The organism is Candidatus Viadribacter manganicus, from assembly GCF_001679665.1.
Lineage (GTDB): Bacteria > Pseudomonadota > Alphaproteobacteria > Caulobacterales > Aquidulcibacteraceae > Vitreimonas > Vitreimonas manganica.
The window spans coordinates 1,713,171-1,738,464 of sequence record NZ_CP013244.1 but is presented as its reverse complement, the minus strand read 5'-3'; the positions used below and the strand labels follow the sequence as shown (position 1 = coordinate 1,738,464).

The 25,294-nt window shown below is 61.7% G+C and carries 26 protein-coding genes, 1 pseudogene and 1 riboswitch; of the genes and pseudogenes, 14 read left to right on the top strand and 13 right to left on the bottom strand.

Translation table 11 applies throughout. The annotated features are described in order from the left end of the window. Positions 1-7: 7 nt before the first annotated feature. Positions 8-2,347, bottom strand: coding sequence for a type I restriction enzyme HsdR N-terminal domain-containing protein (locus tag ATE48_RS09055; RefSeq protein WP_228126873.1), 2,340 nt, complete (start codon positions 2,345-2,347; stop codon positions 8-10). 341 nt (positions 2,348-2,688) lie between these two features. Here ATE48_RS09055 and ATE48_RS09050 point away from each other — a divergent pair. Together ATE48_RS09050 and ATE48_RS09045 are read left to right on the top strand one after the other, a co-directional pair. Continuing rightward, a pseudogene (locus tag ATE48_RS09050) lies at positions 2,689-3,713 on the top strand (IS110 family RNA-guided transposase). 325 nt (positions 3,714-4,038) lie between these two features. After that, positions 4,039-5,115: a PGN_0703 family putative restriction endonuclease gene (locus tag ATE48_RS09045; protein ID WP_066770387.1), complete on the top strand. Its 1,077-nt coding sequence runs from the start codon at positions 4,039-4,041 to the stop codon at positions 5,113-5,115. A gap of 2 nt (positions 5,116-5,117) precedes the next feature. Here ATE48_RS09045 and ATE48_RS09040 read toward each other — a convergent pair whose 3' ends face one another. After that, on the bottom strand, positions 5,118-5,375 hold the full coding sequence (locus tag ATE48_RS09040) for a helix-turn-helix domain-containing protein (protein WP_066770384.1): 258 nt from the start codon (positions 5,373-5,375) through the stop codon (positions 5,118-5,120). Positions 5,376-5,450: 75 nt separating this feature from the next. Between ATE48_RS09040 and ATE48_RS19400 the strand changes: the two genes are divergently transcribed. The 11 genes from ATE48_RS19400 to ATE48_RS08985 all read left to right on the top strand — a co-directional run bounded on the left by ATE48_RS19400 (position 5,451) and on the right by ATE48_RS08985 (position 15,644). Further along, entirely contained in the window at positions 5,451-6,257 is an 807-nt protein-coding gene (locus ATE48_RS19400; RefSeq protein WP_083197247.1) for a superinfection immunity protein, read from the top strand. A 145-nt stretch (positions 6,258-6,402) separates the two neighbouring features. Beyond that, on the top strand, positions 6,403-7,161 hold the full coding sequence (locus ATE48_RS09030; RefSeq protein WP_066770381.1) for a hypothetical protein: 759 nt from the start codon (positions 6,403-6,405) through the stop codon (positions 7,159-7,161). A 110-nt stretch (positions 7,162-7,271) separates the two neighbouring features. Further along, on the top strand, positions 7,272-7,460 hold the full coding sequence (locus ATE48_RS09025) for a hypothetical protein (protein WP_066770378.1): 189 nt from the start codon (positions 7,272-7,274) through the stop codon (positions 7,458-7,460). Then, entirely contained in the window at positions 7,457-8,320 is an 864-nt protein-coding gene (locus tag ATE48_RS09020) for a hypothetical protein (protein WP_066770375.1), read from the top strand. The genes ATE48_RS09025 and ATE48_RS09020 overlap by 4 nt, the downstream gene beginning before the upstream one ends. Then, positions 8,321-8,539 (top strand): hypothetical protein, encoded by a 219-nt coding sequence (locus ATE48_RS09015; protein ID WP_066770373.1) that lies wholly within the window; start codon positions 8,321-8,323, stop codon positions 8,537-8,539. 46 nt (positions 8,540-8,585) lie between these two features. Then, positions 8,586-9,641: a tyrosine-type recombinase/integrase gene (locus ATE48_RS09010; RefSeq protein WP_083197246.1), complete on the top strand. Its 1,056-nt coding sequence runs from the start codon at positions 8,586-8,588 to the stop codon at positions 9,639-9,641. Positions 9,642-10,102: 461 nt separating this feature from the next. Continuing rightward, positions 10,103-12,013 (top strand): tetratricopeptide repeat protein, encoded by a 1,911-nt coding sequence (locus ATE48_RS09005; protein WP_066770371.1) that lies wholly within the window; start codon positions 10,103-10,105, stop codon positions 12,011-12,013. Between the two features lie 598 nt (positions 12,014-12,611). Continuing rightward, positions 12,612-12,689: riboswitch (SAM riboswitch) on the top strand. A gap of 75 nt (positions 12,690-12,764) precedes the next feature. Further along, a complete protein-coding gene (locus tag ATE48_RS09000) occupies positions 12,765-13,097 on the top strand; it encodes a hypothetical protein (RefSeq protein ID WP_066770369.1) in 333 nt (110 codons plus the stop codon). Then, positions 13,084-14,040 (top strand): alpha/beta fold hydrolase, encoded by a 957-nt coding sequence (locus ATE48_RS08995; protein WP_066770367.1) that lies wholly within the window; start codon positions 13,084-13,086, stop codon positions 14,038-14,040. Before ATE48_RS09000 ends, ATE48_RS08995 begins: the two co-directional genes overlap by 14 nt. Further along, on the top strand, positions 14,037-15,182 hold the full coding sequence (gene metB, locus ATE48_RS08990; RefSeq protein WP_066770364.1) for a cystathionine gamma-synthase: 1,146 nt from the start codon (positions 14,037-14,039) through the stop codon (positions 15,180-15,182). The genes ATE48_RS08995 and metB overlap by 4 nt, the downstream gene beginning before the upstream one ends. Positions 15,183-15,266: 84 nt before the next feature. Beyond that, a complete protein-coding gene (locus ATE48_RS08985) occupies positions 15,267-15,644 on the top strand; it encodes a hypothetical protein (protein WP_066770361.1) in 378 nt (125 codons plus the stop codon). Here the strand turns inward: ATE48_RS08985 and ATE48_RS08980 are convergent. From ATE48_RS08980 to ATE48_RS08935, 10 genes are read right to left on the bottom strand one after another with little or no spacing between them, the layout of a single operon-like run. Further along, positions 15,641-16,435, bottom strand: a complete 795-nt coding sequence (locus tag ATE48_RS08980; protein WP_066770359.1) for an alpha/beta hydrolase — start codon at positions 16,433-16,435, stop codon at positions 15,641-15,643. The two genes, ATE48_RS08985 and ATE48_RS08980, sit on opposite strands and share 4 nt — an antisense overlap. After that, positions 16,432-16,716 (bottom strand): Lrp/AsnC ligand binding domain-containing protein, encoded by a 285-nt coding sequence (locus tag ATE48_RS08975; RefSeq protein WP_066770352.1) that lies wholly within the window; start codon positions 16,714-16,716, stop codon positions 16,432-16,434. The genes ATE48_RS08980 and ATE48_RS08975 overlap by 4 nt, the downstream gene beginning before the upstream one ends. A gap of 20 nt (positions 16,717-16,736) precedes the next feature. Further along, entirely contained in the window at positions 16,737-17,129 is a 393-nt protein-coding gene (locus ATE48_RS08970; RefSeq protein ID WP_066770350.1) for a RidA family protein, read from the bottom strand. Continuing rightward, positions 17,126-17,539 carry an acyl-CoA thioesterase gene (locus tag ATE48_RS08965; protein ID WP_066770346.1) on the bottom strand — a complete coding sequence of 138 codons (414 nt, stop codon included), beginning with the start codon at positions 17,537-17,539 and terminating at the stop codon, positions 17,126-17,128. Before ATE48_RS08965 ends, ATE48_RS08970 begins: the two co-directional genes overlap by 4 nt. Then, positions 17,536-19,113 (bottom strand): AMP-binding protein, encoded by a 1,578-nt coding sequence (locus tag ATE48_RS08960; RefSeq protein WP_066770343.1) that lies wholly within the window; start codon positions 19,111-19,113, stop codon positions 17,536-17,538. Before ATE48_RS08960 ends, ATE48_RS08965 begins: the two co-directional genes overlap by 4 nt. Beyond that, positions 19,110-20,270, bottom strand: coding sequence for an acyl-CoA dehydrogenase family protein (locus ATE48_RS08955; RefSeq protein ID WP_066770334.1), 1,161 nt, complete (start codon positions 20,268-20,270; stop codon positions 19,110-19,112). Before ATE48_RS08955 ends, ATE48_RS08960 begins: the two co-directional genes overlap by 4 nt. After that, a complete protein-coding gene (locus ATE48_RS08950; RefSeq protein WP_066770330.1) occupies positions 20,270-21,085 on the bottom strand; it encodes an enoyl-CoA hydratase family protein in 816 nt (271 codons plus the stop codon). The genes ATE48_RS08955 and ATE48_RS08950 overlap by 1 nt, the downstream gene beginning before the upstream one ends. Next, a complete protein-coding gene (locus ATE48_RS08945; protein WP_066770326.1) occupies positions 21,085-21,543 on the bottom strand; it encodes a MarR family winged helix-turn-helix transcriptional regulator in 459 nt (152 codons plus the stop codon). Before ATE48_RS08945 ends, ATE48_RS08950 begins: the two co-directional genes overlap by 1 nt. Next, positions 21,543-22,295, bottom strand: coding sequence for an SDR family NAD(P)-dependent oxidoreductase (locus ATE48_RS08940; protein ID WP_066770324.1), 753 nt, complete (start codon positions 22,293-22,295; stop codon positions 21,543-21,545). The genes ATE48_RS08945 and ATE48_RS08940 overlap by 1 nt, the downstream gene beginning before the upstream one ends. Then, entirely contained in the window at positions 22,292-24,556 is a 2,265-nt protein-coding gene (locus ATE48_RS08935) for a bifunctional salicylyl-CoA 5-hydroxylase/oxidoreductase (RefSeq protein ID WP_066770321.1), read from the bottom strand. The genes ATE48_RS08940 and ATE48_RS08935 overlap by 4 nt, the downstream gene beginning before the upstream one ends. Before the next feature lie 34 nt (positions 24,557-24,590). On the opposite strand from ATE48_RS08935, the gene ATE48_RS20015 reads away from it, so the two are divergent. Beyond that, on the top strand, positions 24,591-24,740 hold the full coding sequence (locus ATE48_RS20015) for a hypothetical protein (protein WP_228126871.1): 150 nt from the start codon (positions 24,591-24,593) through the stop codon (positions 24,738-24,740). Between the two features lie 9 nt (positions 24,741-24,749). Here the strand turns inward: ATE48_RS20015 and ATE48_RS08930 are convergent, their stop codons facing one another. Beyond that, a complete protein-coding gene (locus tag ATE48_RS08930) occupies positions 24,750-25,232 on the bottom strand; it encodes a tetratricopeptide repeat protein (RefSeq protein WP_066770320.1) in 483 nt (160 codons plus the stop codon). Between the last annotated feature and the right edge of the window lie 62 nt (positions 25,233-25,294).

Genomic DNA, 25,294 nt, shown 5'->3' with positions numbered 1-25,294 from the left:
GCGGTACCTATCCCGATGAAGCCTTGGAGGTCATGTCGCTCGCTTTTGCGAGCCGCGCATTGACCACAGGCATTACGACCGTGTCGAGTTCAGCCTCGGCCCACGCCGCGTGATCGGGCGACGCGACCCTGCGAACACCGCGCAGCGCCAGCATGATACGGTGCGTCAGGGGAAGTGAATCCTTCGCAATTGCCTCGGCGATCCATGCTTCCTTGTGCGGCCACGACCCGGCCAGCAGATGCATGATGGCCTGCGTTGTCGGTTCCACTGTACCCTCGTTAGTGCAGAGCACCCGTCCGAAAGCTCCGAGATCATGCTCAAGGTGCGGCAGACCGAGTTCATTGACGCGCATCAACGGGAAGGGGCAGGTGCCGATCTCAAGCAAGATCGAGGCGTCCGCGCGAGCCTCCGAGCCGTCTGCGACGCTGGGAACGTGTGCGAGGTGTCCCAGCATCATCCAGGCCGTCGTGTCTTCGAGCATTCGCGAACGCTCGGCCCCAAGATCGATCGCTTCTCCGCTGGCGATGCCGCGGTCGTCGCATTCAAACGCGGCGCCTCCTTTGATGATGAAATAGACCAGTCGACCATCTTCAGCCGCCAGTGCGATCATGGCGTCATCAATGAGCTGTTCTTGGGGTGTGATCGACAGCAGCCCGCTGATGATGCCTGAGCTGAATGCGCCCTTAGTGACGCCGGCCTGCACGACTGCTTGCGCGCCGATTAGATCGCCCAGAAACGTCCCGTCTAGACGACGTCCTAGCCACACGCCTGCGGAGAACGGATCCGCTCCGCTGCGTTCCATGAGTTCGTGGCCGACCACGGTCGCAAGTTCGAGCATGAATGAAGAGGGGAGCGTGGGTGCGTAGACGTCTTGGCCGTCACGCAGTCGGATGGGAGCCAGTAGACCGGCGTCGGCGAGAGCGGCCGCTGCGGCGGCACCCGTCTGACTCAGTCGATCGCGACGTATGACGAAGCCTGACGACGACGCCAGCGCGGAAGCGCCCGGTTGCGCGGCGTCATCCGCCACCCAGTCGCGGGCGACAAGTCTGTAATTCCTGGCGGTGTCCGCATCGACCGGAATGCTGTCTCGCGCAGCGCGGAAGATTCCGAGTCCAGGGGTGGCGTCCAACAGTATGCTATGCGTCGCGGATTGTGGATCGCGCTGAAACTGATCGTGGATCGCACGCAGGAGCCAGGGCGCGCGATAGTCTTCCGCGTATTGAGCGCCATCCAGGAAGCCGATTTGGCGTTCGACCAACAGCTGTTGTGCGGAGCGGAATTCATCCAGCCCGAGTGGCCCGAGTTCGAGCGTCCGAGCGCGCACACCTAGAGCCGTTTCACCACGGTTTCCCGGAAGACGCGTTAGAGCAGCGGCGTCATCCGTGGTGATCACGATCTTGAGGTTGTCGCCGAGCTGCATTGTCGCAAGCTCTTCCAAATCCTCGGCCATGCGCGTTTCGCGTCGCACGCCGTCCACTGCGAGAACAAGTGCTGGACCTTGCTTGCCGCGGGACAAGCGACGTAGCCACTGGCGCACGTCTTGGGGCGAGAGATTCCATTCGAGTTCAGCGGCAAAGTGATTGGCGATTGCCTGGAACAAACCTGGTCCATTGCCGCGCAGCATCAGAATGGCGATCTTATCGCTGTTCTCGGTTCGAAGCGCCAGTTCGCGGATTACGTTTGTCTTGCCCGTGGCGGGCGTTCCCTCGATCAAGATGAAGCGCACGTCGTCTGGAAGCGACCGGAGCAATTCCGCGGTTATCTGACGCGGGAACAGAAGATTTGCAGCGAAAGGCCGCCGCGGGTTTCCTTCATGATCGATCATCTCGTTGATGAGATCGTTTGTGCGGCCCCGCACGACGCGAGTCCATAGGTCCGTCTCGCGCCCCATCAGCGCTTCGATTGCCCAACGCATGTCTGCGGCCGCGACCTTGGTCGCGTTTTTCAGAAGCGTCAGCACGGACTCATCGTTGTCGGAGGTCCATCTCAGTCCAGTGTTGGAATCGTAAACTCGCGTGTGCTGCCCGTTGCTCACGATGACCAGCGGAGGGCGCGGTGTTATCTGGTTGGCGTAGCTTTGCGCCTGCTTGTAGTCCGCGTCTGTCAGGGAAATTGTTTCGCGCTTGATTTCAAGTACGGCCAATGCGCGCTCTCGGTAGAAGATGAGGATGTCGGCCTTACCGTGAAGTGTCCAACTGGCTACGCTGTCGTAGTCCTCGGTCTTGTGGCCCATTTGCAGTTTGAAATAGCGCTGCTGGACCAAGTCTTGCCGCGGAATGTGGGGAAGCGCCCTCGCCAGCGCCGAAGCAATGCGGCTTTCGAGTTCCGCCTCAGTTGGCGCGTTCACTTTGACCATCATCGCCATTAACCGTTGAGCACGAGGTCCGCCTTGTGACATCTCCGGGTGCCTTGTGTCACGATCTTCTAGAACAGAATACGATCAGCGATCGCCGCCTAAGGGCCGAGACGCGGTGCTCCTTCATCACCCCTGCGGCCCGCGCTTCGCGCGGACGACGCACAACACATCATCCGCATAGGGCGAACTTAATTGATTGCGCCTCGGGGACGAGAGGGCGATGTCCGCTTTCGGGCAGCGCGACGCGAGAGTCTGCAATTGATGCTGTGGACGGCGCCCGACCGGCGGCGGCGAACCTGATCTAGGGTTCAGCTCCGTCAAAGGAGGGCAGCATGCAGAGCGTTGTTACAGTGGGTCTCGATATCGCGAAGAACGTGTTTCAGGCACATGGCGTCGATGCTGAAGGCGAGGTGGTCTTTCGAAAGCGCATCACGAGAGCGAAGGTGAGAGACTTCTTTGCGAGCCTGCGTGTTTGGTGGGCATTGAAGCCTGCGCCAGCTCCCACCATTGGGCGCGAGAGATCGGCGCTTTAGGGCACACGGTGAAGCTGAAGCCGCCAGCGTATGTGAAGCCTTACGTGAAGAGCCAGAAGAACGATTCAGCTGATGCGGAGGCGATCTGCGAAGCGGTGACCCGACCGAACATGCGTTTCGCCGAGGTAAAGTCGGTGGAACAACAGAGTGTATTGGCGATGCACAAGCTCCGCGCCACGCTGATCCGTCATCGAACGCGCGTGGGAAACAGCATTCGTGCGCATATGGCGGAGTTTGGGCTGATCGCGCCGATCGGTCGTATCGGGCTTGAGAGCTTGGTGCAGATCATCTGCGATGAGAAGGATGAGCGCATCACGCCGATGGTCCGGCGCGCGCTCGGGTATCTCGTCAATCAGTACGATCAGCTGCAGGCGCAGATCTTGGATTGCGATCGGCAGGTGCTCGCATGGCATCGCGGCAATGAAACGAGCCGCCGGCTCGCAACGATACCTGGCATCGGTCCGTTGGCCGCGAGTGCGCTCGCCGCCACGATCGGCGACGCATCGACATTCAAATCAGGGAGAGCGCTATCCGCTTGGCTTGGTCTGGTGCCTAAGCAGAGTTCGACCGGCGGCAAGGAGCGCCTGGGCGCGATATCGAAGCGCGGCGACAGTTATCTCCGCTGGCTCTTGGTCGCGGGATCACTCTCGGTGATCCGCTATGCGCAACGCCACGGCACGAAGCGGCCCTGGCTGGTGAAATTGCTCGAGCGCAGAACATCAAAGATCGCCGCTGTGGCGCTCGCGAACAAGACCGCGCGCATGGTCTGGGCGCTGATGACCAAGGGTGAGCAATATCGCGAGCCTCAATTGCAGGTCGCGTAACGAACGCGCGTCCCATCGCGGCGCGCACAGAGGTTGGAAAGGGCGATCACGAAATCATGCAAGACCGGTCGAACCGGGGACCAGGCAAACCCATCTATCCCAGAGCGTCTTCGAGCGCGTGCTTTTGATCGGGATCTGGTCAGCGGATAGCATGAAGGCCAGCGGTGTTCGCGCTGCATCAACAGGCCGGACACATGGGCGCACCGACCGCCGAGCATGATCAGAGATTTCCTTGCCAGCAGGGTGCCGTCCACACATGGGATGAACCCGAAGGCAAGTTCTCGCCACTCACCGTGAACCTCCCCGCAACTGGAGGCCCGCACACATGGCGCTGCACAACCCCGAACTTTTGCTGCCGCTGATCCCGGAGCGCCTGCTTCGCCAAGCGCACGTTTACGAGCGTCACGACAGCCGCTTCCGCGCCGCCGCGCGGCTGCTGCAAGCGCTCTGGCGCGAGCGACGCAAGCTCCCCGAAGGCCACTACACCAACGCCGCCGGCGCACGCCGCCGCTTGGGTTCGCGTCTTGCCGTCGACGCCGCGCGTGAGGGCGCGAACTTCATCACGCCCGACATCTTTGGCCAAGCCCGCCTCGACCTCGCTTACCGCGAGCCCGGTGCGCTCGTCGACATCGAACGCATGCACGCCAACCTGCTGTCGTCGATGCCCCTATGCTTCAATTTGCTCGCGCCACTCAAGGCCGACAAGAAACTTGCGCGCCGCGTCTTCAACCAACTCGCGCCGGGCATCGCAAAAGAGATCAGCCACATTCAATTCGAGCACAGTCCGGGCCGCGGCGATCCGACCTTCACCGCCGACGGCACCGCCTTCGACGCCTTCGCCACCGCGCGCGCACCTGATGGGGCGAAAGCGTTTCTCGCCGTCGAAGTCAAATACAGCGAGAGCATGACCGAACCGGAGGCGCGCCTGCGCCCACGCTACGATGAACTCGCTCGCTCCAGCGGTCTCTACGCGGAGCCCAACGACGAGGCATTGCGTAAGAATCCGCTGCAAGGTCTCTGGCGTGGCCACATGCTGGCGCAGTCGACCGTTGACGCCGGCCTCTACGATCGCGGCATCTTCATGCTCATCGCGCCGCGACAGAACCGTGATGTGCAACGCGCGGCGCGCGCGTACGCCACGCGGCTCACCAACGCGGACGGGAAGGTGACCTTCCTCAATGTTGAGCTGGAGGACGTGATCGACGCTGTTCGTAGTGCCGGCGCGCCGGACCTCGCCGCAGCCCTGCATGAGCGCTACACCGACTTCGGCCCGGTGCACGACCTCGTCCGCCGAGCGTGCCTCGACACGCCGCGCCGACGCCGGCCGCTGCGCTCAGCAACTCGACCGGCAAGCACACGACCACGTTCTCCACGGGGCGTGCCGATGGCCGCCGCACGCTAGGCTCAGATGTCGAACGACTTCGGCAAACGCCGCAAGACCAAGGCAAACGCCTCTTTCGGATCGATGCGGAGCGCCCGGCAGACGGCGACGAACTCAATGAGATCGACGCGCCGGTCACCGCGTTCGTATTTCGACACGAATTGCTGCGGCTTGCCCAGGCGCTCGGCCAGCTCAATCTGCGTGACGCCCGCATCCTTGCGGACCGCGACGAGGGTGTCACGGAAGGCGGCATAGGCATCGGTGAACACTGAACGGGGCATGGGCCGGGGGCAATCCGGCCTTCCCCATAAACAGCATTATCGGGTACACCGTATTGGTGTGAGGCGGAGGGGGAGATGGGAGCTGGCCGCTGGGGACTTGTTGCGGGTCTGCTGGGCGCTTTGTTGCTCGCCGCACCCTTGGGTGGCGCGTTCGCCCAAGCGCGCGAGGAAAGCGCTGAAGAGTTCAACGCGCGAGCACAGGCGCAAGAAGAAGCCTACATGCGTCAGTGGGAGGCCGAACAAGCCGCGCTTCGTGCACAAAACGAAACGTCACCGCAGGAACCCGCGCAGAGCAACGCCGACCGGCTAAACGGCTATCTCCGCGAGTATGGCGTCGAGACGCCGCCTCCAGAAACGGAGCAGCAAGCGGCGGGCAATGACGCCGCCACCGAGGCGGCAGGGTTGCGCTGCCTGAACGATAACCGGGCATCCGTTGAGCTGCCGCCGCTCTCATTGCAAGAGTTTCGTGAAGGTCGCGCTGCGGGCACGATCACTACACCCGACGACTTGTGTGGCCGTGACGACATCGACAGCAACATTCAACAAGCTGACGCCAGCTCCGTCGCTGAATCCGACACGCCACCTGATTTCGCCGCTGCTGAGGAACATTTCGCCCGAGCAGCCGCCTGGGGCCAGCTCCAAGATGGGATCAACCTCGTTGGGTTCCTCATCCTGGCCGCGTTGATCTATTTCATTCCCGCGATCATCGCGTTTCGTCGCCGCCACTATTACCGCTGGCCCATCTTTGCCTTCAATCTCGGCGCGGCGTGGACCGGGCTCGGCTGGATCAGTACGCTTGTCTGGGCGTTGTGGCCGGCGCAGAGCGCCATCATCGATCCGATTATCGGCGACGCTACCAGCATCGACCGCCGCGCTCCTTGATCCCATTGAACCTGCAAGGGGCTCCGATTGAACCACTCAGCCCCACGTCAAGCCCCAAGCCGTCTTGATGGAGCCTTCCCCGAACAGCAAATTTGGGAGTGGCGCATGTCATCCCGACATGAAGCGTTCAGGATGGGGCTAGCAGATGTCCAAGAATTCGATCCACGCGCACGATGACGGCGATGATATCAAAGCTGTCACCGGCCACATAGGTTTTGTCTTCGACGACACGCTGCTTGCTTTGCCCAAGGGTTATGTCGCGCTTGGGAAAGTGTTCTTCGACTCTCTTGTGGCTGACGACGTGAAACGCCGGCGCTATCCGGCGCACGAAGAATGGCGTGCGCTTGTCGCCCTTCAACGCCAACTGTGCGACGACGCGCTGCCCGTCTGGCTAATAACGGACGCAGAGCCGTCGCCAACCAAAGTCCCGTGCGTGCGCTGGGGAGACGATCAGCTGATCGCCCAAGCTCTAAGGAGCGGTTGGCACGACGTGGGTGAAGGGAGGCGGGGTATATATGTTGTGAAAGAGGACGATCTTCAGAGTTGGCTCCGCGCCCCCGCCGTCCGCGCCGAGTTGGAGAACGTGACCCAACCACTCTCGCCGTTCCTTGAAGTTATGAAGCTAGCGGCCAGCCAGCTTGGTATCAGCGCCATCAACCACGGGCACAAGGAAAATGAAGTTGTGCCTGCCATCCAGGCGCTTTGGAAAAAGCACTTCGTCCCTCAGTATGAGGAGCTGACCTACAAGCAAGCAAGTTGGATGGCGACGTTCGTTCGCTGGCCCGAAGCAAGGGGCGGAAAGAGCAACGCAAACAACGTCGCGCGCACAAAAAAATCAACGGGTGGCGGGTACGAGCAGAATCTCAGCCAATCCGCTGAAGCCAAACAGAAAAATCAGGGATAGCTAGCAAGGGTCTGACCCTTCGCGCGGTAAACTGAAATGGGCATCGGCTCATTGTAAGGCAACGACCCGCGGATCATCTCGCGCTCCTTCGCAGACACGGAGGAAACGACATGACCGATGACAATGACCTGATCTCAGACCGCGAATTTGCGGCGAGCATCCGCCGCAGCACGCGCACGACAAGTCGTTGGCGCAAAGCGGGGCGCGGCCCGAAATGGATCGAGCATCTCGGGCGCATTTACTATTCGCGTCACGCACGGCGTGATTGGTTGGAGAGCATCGAGCGGGGGCGGCCGTGAAGCTCCGTCCCAAACCCAGCCAACAGCCGCCGTCGCTTGTGAATGTGCCCTATCCAGAACTCGCGCCGGATCGAAACCTCGAGAGCGTCGTTTTCGACGCAATTGATCCGCGCAACCGCACGCTGAACACGGGCGCGCACTTCAATTGCGGGTCAACCGCCATCACCCGTTTCCTCGGCACGTGGCCGTCTGGCAGGTGGCACGGCATCGAACCTCACGTCGAGCTCGCAGCGCGCGCCAAGGCTGTGCCCTTTGGCTCGCAGAACTTTTCGATGGCCGCAATCATACGCAGCGAGAACTTGGACCTGCTGCGCACCCACCCGTTGCGTCGGGACTACGCCTTTCGCCAAGAGCCGCTGCACCAAACCAGTATCCGCGCCCAAAGCGTCGATTGCATTGTCGTCGAGATTGGCCATCGCGGTCAGATCGATGATCGCGCACTTGCTGATGAAATCCGCCGTATCGGCCTGCCGGGCGCGATCGTCATCGTCATCATCTACGACGAACTGCGCATCGATGAATGGCAGCTAGACGATCCGCTCCACCGCGAGCTGTTCGCGCTTCGGCGTCGAATGCGGCGATCGCGGCAGGCGCTCAAAGTCTTCGATCTGCGCCAGGTCGCGCGGGGGAGAGCACTTTATGCGACCGGATGTTTTGATCTCCCACAAGTGATGCGTCACATCGACGAGAGTCCCGAATGCCAACGCCTCAAGCGCGGCTGGGACTGGACGGCGACGCAGTATCTGTTCCGCGAACTCCGCAAAAATTGGAAGCGCGGCAAACGCAACGTGCGCCGCCGCGCGCGCGTCTTCGTTGGTAAAGTCCCGGCCGCATCAACCGAACCGCAAGAGCAAGCGTAGGTGGCGCGGCAACGCTCCCGTTACGCGCCAGACGCACAGGTGCGCCGCATCGCGCGCCTGGCGGCCGAGTTGGGCATCACGCCCAAGGCCTTGCGTCTGGGCGCGGACGGGTCGGTGCTGATCACCGCCGACACGCGCCAGCCAGCAGTGGCGACAGACGATGCGGATGAGGCGCTAGAGGCGTGGGAAGCGGAGCACAATCTTGTCCGGCGTTCCTAGATCAGCCCGGCTCGTCGCGCCGTGTCCAACGCCCGGACACGCTCTAGTGGCGCGCAAAGCAAAGCGCCCATATCTGCCCGGCGTGCACATCGTGCGCGCGAAGGACCGGGAATATCACTACGCCTACAGAGGTGGTCCGAGGCTGCCCGATCCCGACACCGATCCGCAGGGCTACATCAACGCCTATCGCAAAGCGCACTCGGTTCGCGTGGCTCCATCCGCAGTAATACTAGGCGCGCAGGGGCAAACGATCTCGGGCCTCGTTGGTCTCTACAAGGCGAGCGGCGACTTCAAGCGTCTCGCCCCGTCCACGCAGAAACTGTATCGCAGCGTACTCGAAGCGATCGACCAACACTTCGGCACGCTCGCGGTCGTGGCGCTCAAGTCTGAACAGATGCCCGCGCGCATTCGGACCTGGCGGGACGAAGTGGCGGACCGCCCACGCGCCGCCGACACGCGCGTCGAAGTGCTCTCCGCGTTGCTGCAATGGGGCGTGCGCTATGGCTATGTCACCAAGAACCCCGCACGCGGGATCGAAGGCATTCACCGCGCCAACCGCTCCGATATCATCTGGACCGACGACGAGCTGCAGCGCCTGCTGGCGGCGGCGACGCCCGAGTGCGCGCGCGCCATCACGGTCGCGGTCTACACCGGATTACGCCAAGGCGATCTCATCGCGCTCACCTGGGACGAGATCGATTTCGATGTCGGTATAGTGGAACGCGTTACAAACAAGAGTGGCGGTCGCACGCGCGCGACCCCACCACTGTTGCCCGAGTCCCGCGCGGCGCTAGAAAGCGCGCCGCGCATTGCGCCGACCGCGCTCACCAGCGGTCTCGGCCGGCCCTGGACACAGAGCGGTCTCGGCAACGCCTTTCGCGACGCGCGCGACGCGATCGGTGTCAACAAGCGCTTTCACGATTTGCGGGGGACAGCGGCGACGCGCTTCGCCTCTGCCGGGTTCAGTGCCCAACAGATCGCCGCGTTCATGGGCTGGGAAGAGGGCCGCGTGGAGGCAATTCTCAAACGCTACGTGTCCAAGCGAAAGCTCGCCGCAGACGCGGCGCGTCGTCTTCGAGATGCATCAGAAGACAATCACTAGACCTGCAACGCGGTCTCATAGCGGAGGGCGGGCCTCGCTCGGCCAGCGTCGAAATGGGGGCAGGGATGCCTCAAGATTGCAGTCATCGGTAAGGTCTTGTCCGGAGGGCAATGGTTGGCCCTGTGTGTTTTGGATTGCGATTAGGTGCGGCGACGGTTGATTCTCCGCAGCCGTGGGCCGGGTGGTCCGCGTTCTGTATTTGGGGGGCACTTGTCCCTCATGTTCGATGGCATGCCGGAGTGCGCTTAGCCATAACATGGTCGGCCGTTACGGGCTCTCGTTGCGCTATACGCCACGAGTAGAGCCGCCTACCAGCATGAGCCTCCGCAGTGTCGGACGCTTCGGATTTCCCAAGAGTTCGTTTCGAAGGACCTGCGCTTCCGCGAAGGCGGTTGCGGGCTACTAGAAAGCGTGGACACTCGCCCTGCCCGGGACGGACCGGGACGTTGGCGGGGAAAGTCATGGAGACTTGGCTCGAGTTAGGTGCAGCCGGCGCCCTCTTCGCAGCGGCGATCGTTGTCGGCGTCATGCTCGGGTGGCTCTGGCCGCGAGGGTTGCAGCAAGCGCTCGACGCTCTCGGACGCGGTCTAGCTGTCATCGACACGTTGTTGGTCGAGCGCGTGTCCTGGCTGTTCGGTCTTCATTGGGTCAAAGGTCGCTTCGCGCGCATCGGGCGATGGGGGCTTCTCATTGCGATGTTCGTCGCGTTGGCGGTCACGGGTGCCTTTGCGCCGCTCATGTTCGCGCTTGCTGCGCTGTTGCTGAGCGTGATTGGTGTTCTCGCGGCAGTCCGGCGCTGGGGCTGGGACGAGGAAGACCGCGCCAATGAAGTGCCCCAGCATCTGCGCCGTCTACAAGGCGATGAAGACCTGATCCACGAGGCGATGTTCGCCATCGCCTGCATGTTCTTGGTTGCGCCGCTCCTGTTCTATCGCCTCGACCAGGCGTTCAGCTTGTTCGATATTCCCTCGGGGCTCGGCCCCTGGGCTCACGCCGCGTACACGCTGGGCGAGTTTCTGAAAGCTGTGCCGCTGTTGGATTATTCCGAAGTGTACAGCGTGCAAAACATCTCCGGCGTCACCGCGACGGGGCTCGGCGGGCGGCACGCGACATTCGCGTTCCGTATGCTCATGGACCTCGCCTTGATCGCCGGAGTGCTGCAACTCCTCTCGGTAATGCAGCGCGTCGCTTCCGGACGCGATCTGCGCCGCTTGCAGGGCGTGCTCGACGGCGACGACGCTGGTGCGGCCCAATCCGCAATCGAGACGCTTAGCGAGCTCGGCCTGCGCAACCAGAGCAATGCGAAACGGGCGCTGGTCGCGGTGCTGGACAACCCAGAGCGCTATCCGCTCGAACTCAGAGGAAACGCAGCGAACGCACTCAAGGACATCGGCAACACACTCGTGGACAAGTCGCTGTTGTTGACCGCGATCGATGGCTACCGCGCGCTGCTGCGCGACTGGACACGCGAGAGTGCCCCGGAGCAGTGGGCCACGACCCAGAACAATCTCGGCGCTGCGTTGGCAGTGCTGGGTTCGCGCGGCGACGACAATGCGTCACGTGCGGCTATCGCCGCCCATCGCCTGGCGCTCGAAGTCCGCACGCGAGAGAGCGCGCCGGCGGACTGGGCCGCGACCCAGATCAATCTCGGAGCTGCGCTGGTATTGGGCGCGCGCGGTGACGACACGGCGCTGCGCGAGGCCATCGCTGCTTTTCGCCTGGCGCTCAAGGTCTACAAACGCGAGAGCACGCCGAGAAACTGGGCCGCGACCCAGATTAATCTCGGAGCTGCGCTGGCAATGCTCGGCGAGCGCGGCGACGACGAGGCGCTGCGTGAAGCGATCGCCGCCGATCGCTCGGCGCTTGAGGTCTACACCCGCGAGAGCGCCCCGGAGCAGTGGGCCACGGCCCAGAACAATCTCGGCGGTGCGCTTCAAACACTGGGCGAGCACGGCGACGACGATGCGTTGCGCGAGGCCATCGCCGCTTTTCGCCTAGCGCTCGAGGTCCGCACTCGCGAGAGCAGGCCGGCGGACTGGGCCGCGACCCAGAACCGTCTCGGCGGTGTGCTTCGAACACTGGGCGAGCGCGATGACGACGAGGCGCTGCGCGAGGCCGTCGCCGCCCATCGCCTGGCGCTCAAGGTCTACAAACGCGAGAGCACCCCGGCGCACTGGGCCGCAACCCAGAATTATCTCGGCGGTGCGCTTGAAGCTCGCGGCGGCCGCACCTCGGACGCAGCGGATTGGCGCGCAGCCGCCGAGTGTTACCGGTCGGCGTTGGAAGTGTGGACGCCGGTGGCTTATCCCCCCGATCACGAAAATGCCTCGCGCTCTCTGGTCCGCGTGCAGGGCAAGCTCGGCGAACCCTGAGAATGACCCGCCATCGCGCTTGGAGGGCCATGCGCAAGCGTTTGCGGTCACCCGCCGCATTGTGCTGGCAGCATGCTTACAACAGAGACGCCTACTCGGGATGAGAGCAGAGCGGGTGCCGTAGTCGTCGCGGTGCCTTCACGCACCGCCGCCGTTAATGCCTGATTCTGGGTCGGGATGGCGTCGTCGTTTGAGCGCCAACAGCGGGATTAGCGCGCATTCCTTCCTGGCTCTTTGAGATGTGCTTTGACCGCCATCGGCGATGTTTTGCCTGTTCCTGCGCGGGGTCTGGGCGGCGTACTTCGGACCATTTCCAGCCAATCTACCAAGCGCCATGGCGCAAACATCGTTGAGTGGGCTACCCGCGAACAGACGGCGAATCTTGAGGTCGTTCGTGGCGCATTCTGTAAAACCGAAGTGTAAAACTCGGTTTCAAGAGTCACGGAAGTCAATGAAAACGGGCCATTAGACCCCAACCCGTGATAGGTTCGATCCCTGTCGCGCCCACCATCCTTTGATCGCGTAGCGAGAGGATGGTTCAGTTGAACTTTTCGCCGCACCGCAACAAAAAAGATGACAGCTCGCGCTGCGTGTGCTTTCAATGGTGTGCGCCGATTTGATGCTCAGCTTGCGGGCGCGTTAAAAATACAGCTAAAGCGTAGGAGCATGACGCCCTTCGGGGCGTAGCTCCCTGCCCGCAAGCGCCCGCCTCTCAATCTCGACGCGTACGAGTTGAAGAAGGCGTAGCGTCATGGCGTTTGAGGCACCGACACCTCCCGAGATATGCAGCGATGAAGACGATTTTTGTCTTCCTGGATTGGAATTGCAGCACGAGCTGCTGCTGACTCTTCGCGATTGGGAGAGCGCTGCCGTGATCGTGCAGAGGCTTTCCGAGGCAGGCGCAGAGCTGCACGCGCTCTCGGTCAATCCGCAAGCCGACGGTTTCATCTTGAAATGCCGGGTCAAGGCGATTTCAGCAACGCGCGCGCGCGCGTTCGTTGCGGATCTCGGCGCGTTCGTGTCCGGCGCGGCTTGTGTCGAACACTTGATGCTCGCGAAGGCGCCTGATCATGCTCGCGCTTAAATCAGATGCGCGCGAGACCGCGCCTGGTGAAGATTTTTTCGTTGATGTACCGAGCGATTTTCGCTGCGAGAGTGGCGATTTATTGCCAGACGCGCATATCCGCCTGCGCCTTTATGGCGATCTACGCCAGCCGCTCATCGTGGTCGCCGGCGGCATTTCTAGTGGGCGGTTTCTCCATGATTGGTGGGGAGACCAAATTGGCGAAGGCGCTGCGATCGATCTGATGCGGTATTGCGCGCTTGGGTTCGATTTCGCTCCGACCGAAGATCAGCGCATACGGCTATCGCCGCTGGATCAAGCAAGATTGGTCGCGATCGCGCTGGATCCTCTTGGCGTCCGCCGTGTGCACGCGTGGGTCGGCGCTTCCTATGGCGCGATGGTTGGCTTGGCGTTTGCGGCCGAGGCGCCTGAACGGCTTGAACGCCTGTGCGCGATTTCCGCGGCGCATAAGCCCGCTGTGTTGGCGCGTGGTTGGCGCGGTGTGCAGCGCCGCGTTGTCGAGTTCGCGTTGGCGCAAGGCGCCGTGGAAGAGGGCCTCTCACTCGCGCGGCAATTGGCAATGATCACGTATCGTAGCGCCGAGGAGTTCGACTGTCGCTTCCCGGGGCGTGTGGGCGACGATGGCCGCTCGGATCTTGATCGCTATTTGGTTGCGCGCGGCGATGCGTATGTCAGCGCCATGGCGCCTCAGCGTTGGCTGTCGTTGAGCGAGTCCATCGATCGGCTCGAAGTTGAGCCCGCGTGCATTCAGGCGGCAGTTACGTTGGCCGCTTGCCCGACCGATCAGATCGCGCCGATTGAGTGCATTGAAGAGCTGTCGCGCCGCTTGCCGCATTTGCACGCTTTGCATGAGCTGCCCTCGCTTTATGGGCATGACGCCTTTCTCAAAGAACCGGCGCAGGTCGCCACCATTATTCGCACGTGCCTGGAGGGCGCAGAATGAGCAAGCACGACGAAACCATCTTGTGTTCGACCGGTGTGAACGACGATCCGACACACGGTTCTGTCATTCCGCCATTATACCTCTCCGCGAACTACAGCTTCGATGGCTATGGCGGCAAGCGCGCCTACGATTACTCTCGCTCGGGCAATCCAACGCGCGATGTTTTGGCAGGCGCTCTTGCAGCTCTGGAGGGCGGCGCTGGGGCTGTGATCACCAGCTCGGGCATGTCGGCGGTCGATCTTGTCTTGTCGCAGCTTGAACCTGGGGCGCGCGTAATTGCGCCACACGATTGTTACGGTGGCACGTGGCGTCTTTTTGCGGCGCGTGCGCGCAAGAAGGCGATTGACGTCGTCTTTGTTGATCAGGGTGACAATGACGCGCTGGGCGTCGCTTTGGCGAGCGGGGCCGCATTGGTGTGGGTGGAGACGCCCAGCAATCCTTTGATGCGCGTTGTCGATATCGCGGGGATCGCGAAGCGCGCCAAGCTGGTTGGCGCACGCGTTGCTGTCGACAACACGTTTCTATCGCCGGCTTTGCAGAAGCCGATCGCGTTCGGTGCGGATTATGTCGTGCACTCGACGACCAAATACCTGAACGGGCACTCGGATGTCGTTGGCGGCGCGGTGATTGCGGTGAAGGCAGAGGATCTAGAGCAGTTAGTCTGGTGGGCCAATTGTACCGGCGTCACCGGCGCACCGTTCGACTCGTGGCTGACGTTGCGTGGCTTGAGAACGCTCAGCGTGCGCCTGGAGCGGCAGCAGCGGAGCGCGGGTAAGATTGCGTCGTGGCTTGCGGCGCACCCTCGGGTCAGCGCGGTCTATTATCCGGGCCTTGAGTCTCATCCAACGCACGACGTTGCGCGACGTCAACAGACCGGCTTCGGCGCGATGTTGAGCTTCGAGATTGATGGCGGTGAAGGCGAAGTGCGCGCTGCCTTGGAAAGCTTGAGCGTGTTCACGTTGGCGGAATCGTTGGGGGGCGTCGAAAGTTTGGTGGCGCATCCCGCTTCGATGACCCACGCCTCGATGGCAGCGGAAGCGCGTTGCACAGCTGGAATTGGCGACACGCTGCTTCGCCTTTCGATTGGGCTTGAGCACGAAGACGACCTCTTGGCGGACTTGGAGCGCGCGCTGCGCTTTTAAGGAGGCTAATTTCGCAGGCGTTCTCGCTTGTCGCGCGTATCCCATGTGTGGCAGGTTGAGCGCTCGCGACGTGGGGGCGCCGTCATGAATCTCGTTCTTCGTGCACTGCTCGCCATTGCAGGCTTGCTTGGGCTGTTGGTGGCTCTTGGCTTTTGGTTCAATACGGATGTGTTAGCCGCGCGCTTCGGCGTCGAAGCGCAAGGGTTGCTTGGCTATTCGACGCTGCGTGCGGATTTCGGGGCATTGTTTGGCGCGGTGGGCGTGTTGAGCCTTGTCGCGGCCATCCGCAATTGCGCGCGATTCTTGACGGCGCCGCTGCTTTTGATCGGCATCGGGTTCAGCGGCCGGCTGCTGACGATTGCGCTCTCAGGCTACGACGCGACGATGCTGCCGCCGATGGTGGTGGAGATCGTTTTGATTGCGCTCTTTGCAGCAGGTCGCAAATTGTTGCCGGCGACTTAGGTTCGCCGGGCCTGCGCACACAATTGAGCGAGGCGTTCGCACATCGCCGATGCGGGGTCTGATAAAGGGTCTATGACCGTGAAATGGTCTGCGCCTTCGATTTCTTCGTAGCGCGTCTCTACCCCGTCCTCACCCCAAGCCCAGACGATGCTCGCGCTTTGGCGCAAGAACTCGCTGCTTTCGATGCCGCCGACGACGGCGTCCAATGATTTGCCTTCAGGCGCCGGCCAGAAGAGGGGGCTGAGCGCATTGGCTTCTGCTTCGTCCAACCCCAAACGCTCGTTGAGGCTGGTGGTGATGAGCGGGGAAAGATCGAACAATCCCGAGATAGCATAGGCTGATGTGATGTGCGCTTCGGTCGTTAGGAGGCACGCCGAAATGTGTCCGCCCGCGGAATGGCCAGCGATGATTACTGGTGCATTGCTCGCGCGATGTAGGACCGTGCTCGCGGTGCGCATTTGCTCGACGATATCGCCGATGCGGACGGTGGGGCAAAGATCGTAGCTCGGAACGGCGACGCTTACGCCATGTTCGTTTAGGCCACGCGCCATGTTGCTGAAGAAGCTTTTTTCGAGCGCCTGCCAGTAACCACCATGCACGAACATGACCGTAGGGCCGTCTCCGGCGTCGAACATGTCGAAGGTGTTACGCTCGCCCGGACCGTACTCGATGACGCGAGGTGCGTTGAGGTTGCGGTAGGCTTTGCTCTCTGCAGCCCAGCGCGCGATAATCGCCGCGTGGCCCGACACGCGGGCGCGATTGTTGTACTCAGCTTCGAGATCAAGACTCATTTGGAGTCGGGGAAGTCGAAGCCCGGCCACTTCGAGCCGTATAATTGATAGCCAAGGATCGTGTAGGTCTGCGCCACGTTGGCGTGCGCGCGAATGCTTTCGGTGACCACCTTTTGGATCGTGTTCAGATCGGGGTGTTCGATGCGGACCAAGAGGTCCCATTCGCCCATGATCGAATAAATATCCATGATCTTGTCGGTGCTGTCGCGCAGCGCGTTGCCGACAGCTTCGGGTGTTGCACCCTGTACGCGGACGAAGATGAAAAGGCTGTGGTCTGCCATAGAACGCTCCTGACGCCAGTTTAGCGCGGGACGACGGCGGTTGTCTCGATTTCGATGAGCGCGGCGTCCTCGATGAGCGCCTTCACTTCGACGACCGCCATCGCTGGGAAGTTCCGCCCCATCTTTTCGCGCCAGATCGCGCCAATTTCAGCAAGCGATCCTAAATACGCGCGTTTATCTGTGATGTACCAGGTCATGCGCGCGATGTGTTCCGGCCCGGCATTGGCTTCGCGCAAGATAGCGAGTGTGTTGTCGAGCGTTTGCGCAAATTGCGCGGAGAGGGTGTTCGCTTCGAACACTCCCTCGGGCGTCCAGCCGATCTGACCTGCGACGAACACGAGACGCCCGTCGGCTTCGATGCCGTTTGCGTAGCCTTTGGGGCGGGGCCATCCCTCGGGAAGGAGCGTTCTCATGCGTCCAGCTTTGCGAAGTTGGTGATGGCGGCGCGCAGGCCGGCGGGCCATGGCTCAGCCTTCATGCTTGAAAGATCGGTGAAGACGATGGTCTGGTCGAAACGCGCCACCGTGCGCGTCCCGATTGAAGCGATATGCTTTAGATTGAGCGAGCTGTTGCCGATGGAATCGACGCCGAGTTGCTGGTGCAGCAGGTCGCCGATGCGGACAGGTCCCACGAACTCACTCTCGAACCGCACCGTCGGCACACCCTTGCGTTCATCGACATGCAGCGACTTAAAGGAGTGGCCCAAGCTGGCGAACCAATCTTCAACGGTTTCATTCACCAGCCCGAAGAAACGTGGATAGAAAATAAGTCCTGCCGCATCGCAATGTTCGAAGCGGACGATAAGGTCGCGCGTGAATTTCATGAGGGTGACCGTAGTTTGAAGCGCTGCACCTTGCCCGTGTAAGTCTTCGGAAGTTCCGCAACGAATTCCACGGCGCGCGGATATTTGTAAGGCGCGATAGTTTCTTTGACGTGGTCTTGAAGTGTGCGGCCTGTCGCGTGTGCACCTTCCTTTAGCACGACGAACGCTTTGACGATCTGTCCGCGTTCTTCGTCCGGGACGCCGACAACCGCGCACTCAGCCACAGCGTCATGCGTCAGCAGCGCATTCTCCACTTCAGGCGCACCAATATTGTAACCGGAAGAAATGATCATGTCGTCGGCGCGGGCGATGTACCGGAAGTAGCCTTCGGAATCGCGCTGATAGACGTCGCCGGTCACGTTCCAGCCGTTGATGACGTAATTGCGTTGACGATCGTCCGCGAGGTAGCGGCATCCGGTCGGGCCTTTGATCGCCAAGCGACCTTCGCCTTCGCCTTCGATTGGCTGATCATTCTCATCGAGCAAGGTGGCTTCGTATCCGGGCACGGCTTTTCCCGTGGCGCCGGGGCGAATGTCATTGCCGCGCGCCGAGACGAAGATATGGATCATCTCTGTCGAACCGATGCCGTCAATGATGCGGATGCCCGTGCGCTCGAACCATTGGTCCGAAGTGGCGCGCGGCAGATGCTCGCCAGCCGATACGCAGGTATGAAGCGAGCCCAACTTGCTCAAGTCTTGCTTCATAAGCGCACGATAGCCGGTGGGCGACGTGAACAGTGTCGTGGCTCTATGCTGCTCAATCGTGTCGGCGAGCACGTCGAATCCTGGCTTTGGGCAGATCGCCGTCGCTGCTCCGACGTTCGCAGGAAAGATCACTCCGGCGCCGAGGCCGAATGTGAACGCCAGCGGCGGCGTGCCAATGAAGACGTCAGTCGATTTGGGCCGCAGCACGTGGCGTGAAAACGTCTCCGCCATCGCCGCAATGTCGCGGTGGAGGTGGACGCAGCCTTTTGGCGTTCCGGTTGTGCCGGACGTAAAGGCGATTAGGGCTGGGTCGTCCGCTGCTGTCGCCACAAGAGCATACTCGCTTGGCGCTGAGGTCATGCGCTCGCCGATGTCGTCCGTGGTCAGAATGTGTTTGAGAACTGGCGCATCGCGTTGTGCTTGCTCAAGCTCGCCGGCGCGCTGGGTGTCGACGATGGCGTGTGATATCTGCGCCTTGTTGAGGATCACGGCGAGCTCATGTGCGCGCAACATCGGCATTGTGCCCACGGCGACGCCGCCGGCGCGCCACACGGCCCACCAGACCGCCATAGACAATCTTGTATTGGACGAGTGGATGAGTACGCGATTTCCCGGTTTCAGTCCGAAAGCCTGCGCCAGGACGTGAGCAATGCGGTTCGCCTCTTCGAGTAGCAAGCCGTAGCTGATAGCGTCAGAAGAATAGAGCACGGCGTTTCTTGCGCCGTGGTTATTGGCGATGGCGCGATCCAGGATCGAGCTCGCATTGAAGAGGGCGGGAAACTGCAACTCCGGAAGCGTGAATTTCAGCTCCGGCCACTGATCCTGTGGTGGAAGGTTGTCACGAACGAAGGTGTCGACGTGCGCGCTCATGGGGCCTCCTGCGCAAGCGTCTGACGAGCGATGATGACCTTCTGCACCTCGGAGGCGCCCTCGTAGATGCGCAACGCGCGGATATCTCGATACAGGCACTCGATCGGATGACCGTGCACGACGCCCCAGCCGCCGTGAAGCTGAACGGCGGCGTCAATGATTTCTTGTGCGGTATCTGTGGCGTAGAGTTTCGCCATTGCGGCTTCGCGCGTGACACGCGGGGCGCCGGAATCCTTTGTCCAGGCCGCGCGGTAAATGAGAAGGGCGGCGGCGTCGATCTTCAGCGCCATGTCCGAGATCATAGCCTGCACCATCTGCAACTCAGCCATTGGCGCACCGTTGATCTGACGTGTCTTGGCGCGTGTTAGCGTTTCATCAAGCGCTCGGCGGGCCATGCCGAGCGCTGCCGCGCCAACCGTCGAGCGGAAGACATCGAGCGTCGCCATCGCGGTCTTGAAGCCTTCACCTGGCTTGCCGATCAGATTGCCATGGGGAACGCGCACGTTCTCGAACTTGAGCCGTGCCAGCGGGTGGGCGGCGATGAGCGGAATGCGCTCGACCACACTCAGGCCCGGTGAGTCCGCATCAACGATAATCGCGCTGACGCCCTTTGCACCCGGCGCTTCGCCGGTGCGGGCAAAGACGACATAGAAGCTCGCGATGCCGCCATTGGATATCCAGGTCTTTTCGCCATCGAGTATGAAGTGATCGCCGTCGGCGCGTGCCGTGAGTGTGAGTGATGCGGCGTCCGACCCGGCTTCTGGTTCGGATAAGGCAAAAGCAGCGACTTTCTTTCCGGCGGCCACGTCGCGGAGGTAATGCGCGCGCTGTTCGGGCGTACCGAAGAGGGAAATGGGACCGCTACCGAGACCCTGCATGGCGAAGACGAAATCGAGAAGGCCGGAATGGCGCGCGAAGTGCTCACGGGTGAGGCAGAGGCTACGTACGTCGAGCGCTGCACCCTCCGTCGAAACGGCATTGGCGGTGAAACCGCCCTTCACCATTTCGGCCAAGAATTCAGCACAAGCGGTGTCGACTTTGTCTTCGTTGACGTGGTGCGGGAACGATGTGGCGCCGAGCCAGGCATTGAGTGACGCCGCCAGCTCGCGGTGGCGCGCGTCGAAGAACGGCCAATTGAGATAGCTACAATCCGCCATCAATCACCCTCGAATACGGGCTTCTGTTTTGAGGCGAACGCGACATAGGCGCGTTCGAAGTCTTTGGTTTGCATGCAGATGGCTTGAGCTTGTGCTTCGGCCTCGAGCGCCTGCTCGAGGCTCATATTCCACTCCATGTTAAGCTGGTTCTTGGTCACGGAGTGCGCGAACGCGGGACCGTTGGCGAGATCGCGTGCGAAGGCTTTAGCATCGTTGAGCGGCGCTTCAGTGATGCGATTGAAAAACCCCCATGCCGCACCTTCCTCTGCGCTCATCGAGCGGCCGGTGTAGAGAAGCTCGCTCGCCCGGCCGTGACCGATAATGCGCGGAAGTATCGCGCAGGCCCCCATATCGCAGCCTGCGAGGCCGACGCGCGTGAAGAGGAACGCCGTCTTGGCGTTGGCCGAAGCGAAACGAATGTCGCTCGCCATCGCGATGATGGCGCCTGCGCCGGCGCAAGCGCCTTCAACCGCGGCAACGATGGGTTGAGGGCAAGCGCGCATCGCTTTGACGAGATCGCCAGTCATACGTGTGAAACGCATCAGTTCCGGCATCGTCATCTTTGTGAGCGGTGCGATGATATCGTGCACGTCACCGCCCGAGCAGAAATTGCCGCCGGCGCCCGTGAACACCACCGCGCGGCAATCGTCGGCGTAGCTCAGGCGTCGAAAGAGGTCGCGCAACTCAGCGTAGCTTTCGAAGGTGAGGGGATTTTTGCGCTCGGGGCGGTTCAGCGTCACCGTGGCGACACGATCTTCGACGCTCCAGAGGAAATGTTCGGCGCGATAGTCGGCGCTCTTCCAGCCATCGTTCATCACGCCGTCGCTCCCTTTGTAACCTTGCGGCGCAACGATGCCCTGGCAGCATCGAGAAGCCGCGACAGCGCGTTCTTGTCGGCTTGTGACAGATCGCGCAACAGCGCGTCGACGCACGCCGCGTGCGCTTTGGCCATTTGCTTGAATACGCTTTCGCCCTGGCGCGTCAACCGCACGCGTTGGATGCGGCGATCGTCCGGATCTTGCTCCGTTTCAATGAGCGCCTCTTCGGAGAGGCGGGTTCGCAGCTGCGTTATGTTGCCGTTCGAGACCAGCAAATATTGCGACACTTCGCCCAGCGTCAGTGCGCCGTGCCGGTCGAGCGCCGCGAGGAAATCGAAGCGTGCAATGGTGCTGTTGAATCGCGCGCGCATGAGCGCGTCAACTTCGCGTTCAATCAGGCGCCCGGTGCTGAGGAGACGGAGCGAAAGGCGCACCGACTCGCTTGCTTGCGGCATCAGATCTCGCCGCCCGACATCGGGATTGCCGCGCCGTTCGTAGCGGCGGCGCCGTCGCTGCATAGCCACGCGATGGCGCTGGCGACTTCATCGGCTGCTATGAGGCGACCTTGCGGGTTGCCCGCATAGAGCATGGCGCGTGCTTCATCTTCCGTGAGCTTTGTCTTGCTGGAAATGTTTTCGGCTGCCTTGGTGACAATGTCGGTTTCGACATAGCCGGGGCAGACGGCGTTGACGGTGACGCCACGCTTGGCGGCTTCGTACGCCAGCGCGCGCGTCATACCGATCATTCCATGCTTCGAGGCGCAGTAAGCGGAGATGTACGGCCCGCCCTTAAGGCCGGCGATCGAAGCAACGTTGACGATGCGTCCCCACTTCTTTGCGTACATGTCCGCGAGCGCGGCGCGTGAGCAAAGAAACGCGCCGGTGAGGTTAATCGCCAGCACTTGGTTCCAGGTGGCTAGGTCCATGCAGTGGAGCGGCGCAGAGGGTGTGATGCCGGCATTGTTGATCAGGATATCGATCGTGCCGTAGCGATCGCGCGCCGCTTCGAAGGCGGCGTTGACGGACGCTTCGTCGGAAACGTCGCACGAAACTCCTTGCGCGCTCTCGAATTCCTCTGCGGCGCTTTGCACGCGTGCGCCGTCGCGGCCCACGAGCGTGAAGCGGGCGCCAGTTGGCGCCAGTGCGCGCGCCGTGGCGAGACCGATGCCGGTGCCGCCTCCAGAAATGAACACGTGATGGCTCATCATTGCTCCTTGCGCATGAGGTTGCGCCGCATCTGTGCGTAGCCGGTACGATATTGCTTTGGTGGCGGGAGCTGGCCGTAGCCGAGTTCGGCAGCGGCGCGCAGCGACCAGTTGGGATCCATCAAGTGCGGGCGCGCCAAAGCGCAAAGGTCAGCGCGGCCGGCGGCGAGGATCGAATTGATGTGATCCGGTTCGAAAATGTTGCCGACGGCCATGGTCTTCACGTGCGCTTCGTTACGAATGCGGTCGCAGAACGGAGTTTGGAACATGCGCCCATAGACTGGGCGGCCGAGTGGGGTGGTCTGCCCGGCTGAAACGTCGATGAGATCCGCGCCGGCCTCGGCAAACGCTTCTGCGATCGCGATGGAATCTTCGGGCGTCAACCCTTCATCGTGCCAATCGGTAGCGGAGATGCGAACGCTCATTGGCTTGTGCTTGGGCCAGATGGCGCGCATCGCAATGAACACTTCGAGTGGAAATCGCAACCGGCTGGCGACATCGCCTCCGTACTCGTCAGTGCGGTGATTGCTAATCGGAGTGAGAAATGAGGACAGCAAATAGCCGTGTCCACAATGCAGTTCGAGCATATCGAACCCTGCTCTCTCGCCCATCAGCGTCGCACGAACGAAATCAGCCTTGACGCGCTCCATGTCGGCGCGGGTCATTTCGCGCGGCGTGGCGTTGCGATCCGACCAGGCGATCGGCGACGGAGCGATGATCTCCCAGTTTCCTGCCTCCAGCGGCTGGTCGGGAAAAGTTTCGTCCCACGGCGCCCGTGTGGAACCTTTGCGCCCGGCGTGCGCCAATTGAAGTGCAAACTTCGCGTTCGCGTGGCAGTGAACGTAGTCCACGATGCGCTTCCATGCTGCGACATGCTTATCGGCATACATGCCCGCGCAACCGGGCGTGATGCGGGCATCGACGGAAACGTCCGTCATCTCGGTGAAGATGAGCCCCGCGCCACCCGCCGCGCGAGCGCCGTAGTGGACGAGGTGGAAGTCATTCACTTCACCGTCGGTCGCCGAATACATGCACATCGGCGAAACCACGATGCGGTTTGCAATTTCCATGTCGCGGAGCCTGAGCGGCGCGAACATCGGTGGCGGCGGATTTTGCGCAATGCCGGAAAACCAGCTTTCGACGCGTTGAAGAAAATTCTTGTCTCGTAGGCGCAGATTCTCGTGGCTTACGCGCTGACTGCGCGTGAGCAGGGAATAGGTGAACTGCAAGGGATCGAGTGTTGCGTAGCGATCGATATGTTCAAACCATTCGGTTGAATTGCGCGCCGCATTTTGCAGCTTGAGCACCTCAACTTGGCGCTCCGCGCGGTACTCGGCGAGCGCCTCCGCCAACGGCCTTTCACTATGCAGAACCTGAGCCAGCTTGATCGCATCTTCGATGGCAAGTTTGGTGCCCGAACCGATCGAGAAGTGCGCCGTATGAGCGGCGTCACCCATGAGGATGAGATTATCCTTATGCCAGGTTTCGCAGACGATGCGGGGAAAGTTCAGCCAGGCCGAGCCCCGGAGGTGCTTGGCGTTGGTCGAAAGTGTCGCGCCGGCGAGATATTTGGCGAACAGCTTTTCCGCTGCGCGGCAGGTCTCGTCTTGGCTCATTTCGTCAAAGCCGAAGCTTCGCCATGTCGCTTCGCTGCATTCGACGATGAAGGTCGATGCGCTGTCTTCGAACTTGTAGGCGTGCGCCCAAACCCAACCGTGTTCCGTGTTCTCAAAGGCGAACGTGAATGCGTCGAACGTTTTGTCGGCGCCCAGCCAAATATATTTGTTAGGGCGGAGGTCGATATCAACTCCGAAATGCGCGGCGTGGGCCGTGCGAAGCTTGGAATTTGCGCCGTCGCACGCGAGTACGAGATCGTACTCCGCCATCAATTGCGGCAAGGGCTCGATTTCGGTGTTGAACTTTAGGCGCGTACCGAGTTCGCCGGCCCGTTGTTGTAGAATATTCAGCAGCCGCTTGCGCCCGATCCCAACGAAGCCGTGGCCCGATGACGTGACCGTCTCGCCGTGAATATGAACATCGATGTCATCCCAATGCGCGAAGCCGGCTTCGATCTCATCGGCGCTCTTGGGGTCATTGGCGCGAAGGTTCTCCATCGTCTGGTCAGAGAACACGACCCCCCAGCCGAACGTGTCGCCAGGATCGTTGCGCTCGAACACGGTGATGTCGTGCCGCGGGTCGCGCAGCATCATGGAGATGGCGAAGACAAGGGCGGCTGGTCCGCCGCCGACGCAGGCAATGCGCATGCGTTAGTTTATATATGAAATAAAGACCCCGACAATGGCGAATTTAGCGGCTTTTGAAGGTCATTTGCGCGACCGCAGCGTACAATCGAGCGTTCCTGCGAAATTCCACTGGCGCCCCGACGATGTCAGCGCCGTCGCCAAGATGAGCGCGCATGATGGCGCGCGCATACTAGGAGGCGAATGAGCCGGCAACTTAGCTGCTGATCTCAAAGAACTCGCCAGCGCGGCCTTCGGAGGTCTCACGCGCGCGCGTGATGTCTTCCTCGCCTTCGGCTTCCCGTCCAAGGCGGATCAGGCTCAGCCCGCGGCCATAGCGGGCGAGGGCGTTGTCTTCTTCTTCGAAGAGGAGGTCGACGTAGCTGAAATAAGCTCGGCGGAGATCGCGCAGTGCGCGTTCGTCGCGGCCCATCGAGGTCAGTGCCACCGAACGGAAATAGTGCGCCGTCGCCGTGTGCAGCCTCGACACCCGAGCGCCGATGACGCGGCCACAGGCGCGCACTGCTTCTTCACCGGCGCCTGTCAGGCAAATTTCCCAATAACGGTGCGTCGGGCTGAGCTGGCTGAGTTCCCCAATGCTACGCGTCGGCGGCGTCGACATGCCGGGGCCGGACTGGGCAAGCGCCGGCGTCGCGATCAGTGTGGCGGCAAGTATGGCGGCGACGGCGAGCAGACGCACGGTAAGACCTCCCGGTAGGAAGCCCAGGATGCCCCCTCGGGGGCCGGTCCGCAACCGGTGGC

Excerpts from the sequence above, each read along its gene's own strand:
- ATE48_RS08965 (WP_066770346.1), bottom strand. The coding sequence starts at position 17,539 with ATGAAATTCACGCGCGACCTTATCGTCCGCTTCGAACATTGCGATGCG.
- ATE48_RS09040 (WP_066770384.1), bottom strand. The coding sequence starts at position 5,375 with ATGCCCCGTTCAGTGTTCACCGATGCCTATGCCGCCTTCCGTGACACC.
- ATE48_RS08985 (WP_066770361.1), top strand. The coding sequence starts at position 15,267 with ATGAATCTCGTTCTTCGTGCACTGCTCGCCATTGCAGGCTTGCTTGGG.
- ATE48_RS09005 (WP_066770371.1), top strand. The coding sequence starts at position 10,103 with ATGGAGACTTGGCTCGAGTTAGGTGCAGCCGGCGCCCTCTTCGCAGCG.
- ATE48_RS08955 (WP_066770334.1), bottom strand. The coding sequence starts at position 20,270 with ATGGCGGATTGTAGCTATCTCAATTGGCCGTTCTTCGACGCGCGCCAC.
- ATE48_RS09000 (WP_066770369.1), top strand. The coding sequence starts at position 12,765 with ATGGCGTTTGAGGCACCGACACCTCCCGAGATATGCAGCGATGAAGAC.
- ATE48_RS08960 (WP_066770343.1), bottom strand. The coding sequence starts at position 19,113 with ATGAGCGCGCACGTCGACACCTTCGTTCGTGACAACCTTCCACCACAG.
- ATE48_RS08940 (WP_066770324.1), bottom strand. The coding sequence starts at position 22,295 with ATGATGAGCCATCACGTGTTCATTTCTGGAGGCGGCACCGGCATCGGT.
- ATE48_RS09030 (WP_066770381.1), top strand. The coding sequence starts at position 6,403 with ATGTCCAAGAATTCGATCCACGCGCACGATGACGGCGATGATATCAAA.
- metB (WP_066770364.1), top strand. The coding sequence starts at position 14,037 with ATGAGCAAGCACGACGAAACCATCTTGTGTTCGACCGGTGTGAACGAC.
- ATE48_RS19400 (WP_083197247.1), top strand. The coding sequence starts at position 5,451 with ATGGGAGCTGGCCGCTGGGGACTTGTTGCGGGTCTGCTGGGCGCTTTG.
- ATE48_RS20015 (WP_228126871.1), top strand. The coding sequence starts at position 24,591 with ATGGCGAATTTAGCGGCTTTTGAAGGTCATTTGCGCGACCGCAGCGTA.
- ATE48_RS08975 (WP_066770352.1), bottom strand. The coding sequence starts at position 16,716 with ATGGCAGACCACAGCCTTTTCATCTTCGTCCGCGTACAGGGTGCAACA.
- ATE48_RS08950 (WP_066770330.1), bottom strand. The coding sequence starts at position 21,085 with ATGAACGATGGCTGGAAGAGCGCCGACTATCGCGCCGAACATTTCCTC.
- ATE48_RS08970 (WP_066770350.1), bottom strand. The coding sequence starts at position 17,129 with ATGAGAACGCTCCTTCCCGAGGGATGGCCCCGCCCCAAAGGCTACGCA.
- ATE48_RS08980 (WP_066770359.1), bottom strand. The coding sequence starts at position 16,435 with ATGAGTCTTGATCTCGAAGCTGAGTACAACAATCGCGCCCGCGTGTCG.
- ATE48_RS09025 (WP_066770378.1), top strand. The coding sequence starts at position 7,272 with ATGACCGATGACAATGACCTGATCTCAGACCGCGAATTTGCGGCGAGC.
- ATE48_RS08935 (WP_066770321.1), bottom strand. The coding sequence starts at position 24,556 with ATGCGCATTGCCTGCGTCGGCGGCGGACCAGCCGCCCTTGTCTTCGCC.
- ATE48_RS08945 (WP_066770326.1), bottom strand. The coding sequence starts at position 21,543 with ATGCCGCAAGCAAGCGAGTCGGTGCGCCTTTCGCTCCGTCTCCTCAGC.
- ATE48_RS09045 (WP_066770387.1), top strand. The coding sequence starts at position 4,039 with ATGGCGCTGCACAACCCCGAACTTTTGCTGCCGCTGATCCCGGAGCGC.
- ATE48_RS08995 (WP_066770367.1), top strand. The coding sequence starts at position 13,084 with ATGCTCGCGCTTAAATCAGATGCGCGCGAGACCGCGCCTGGTGAAGAT.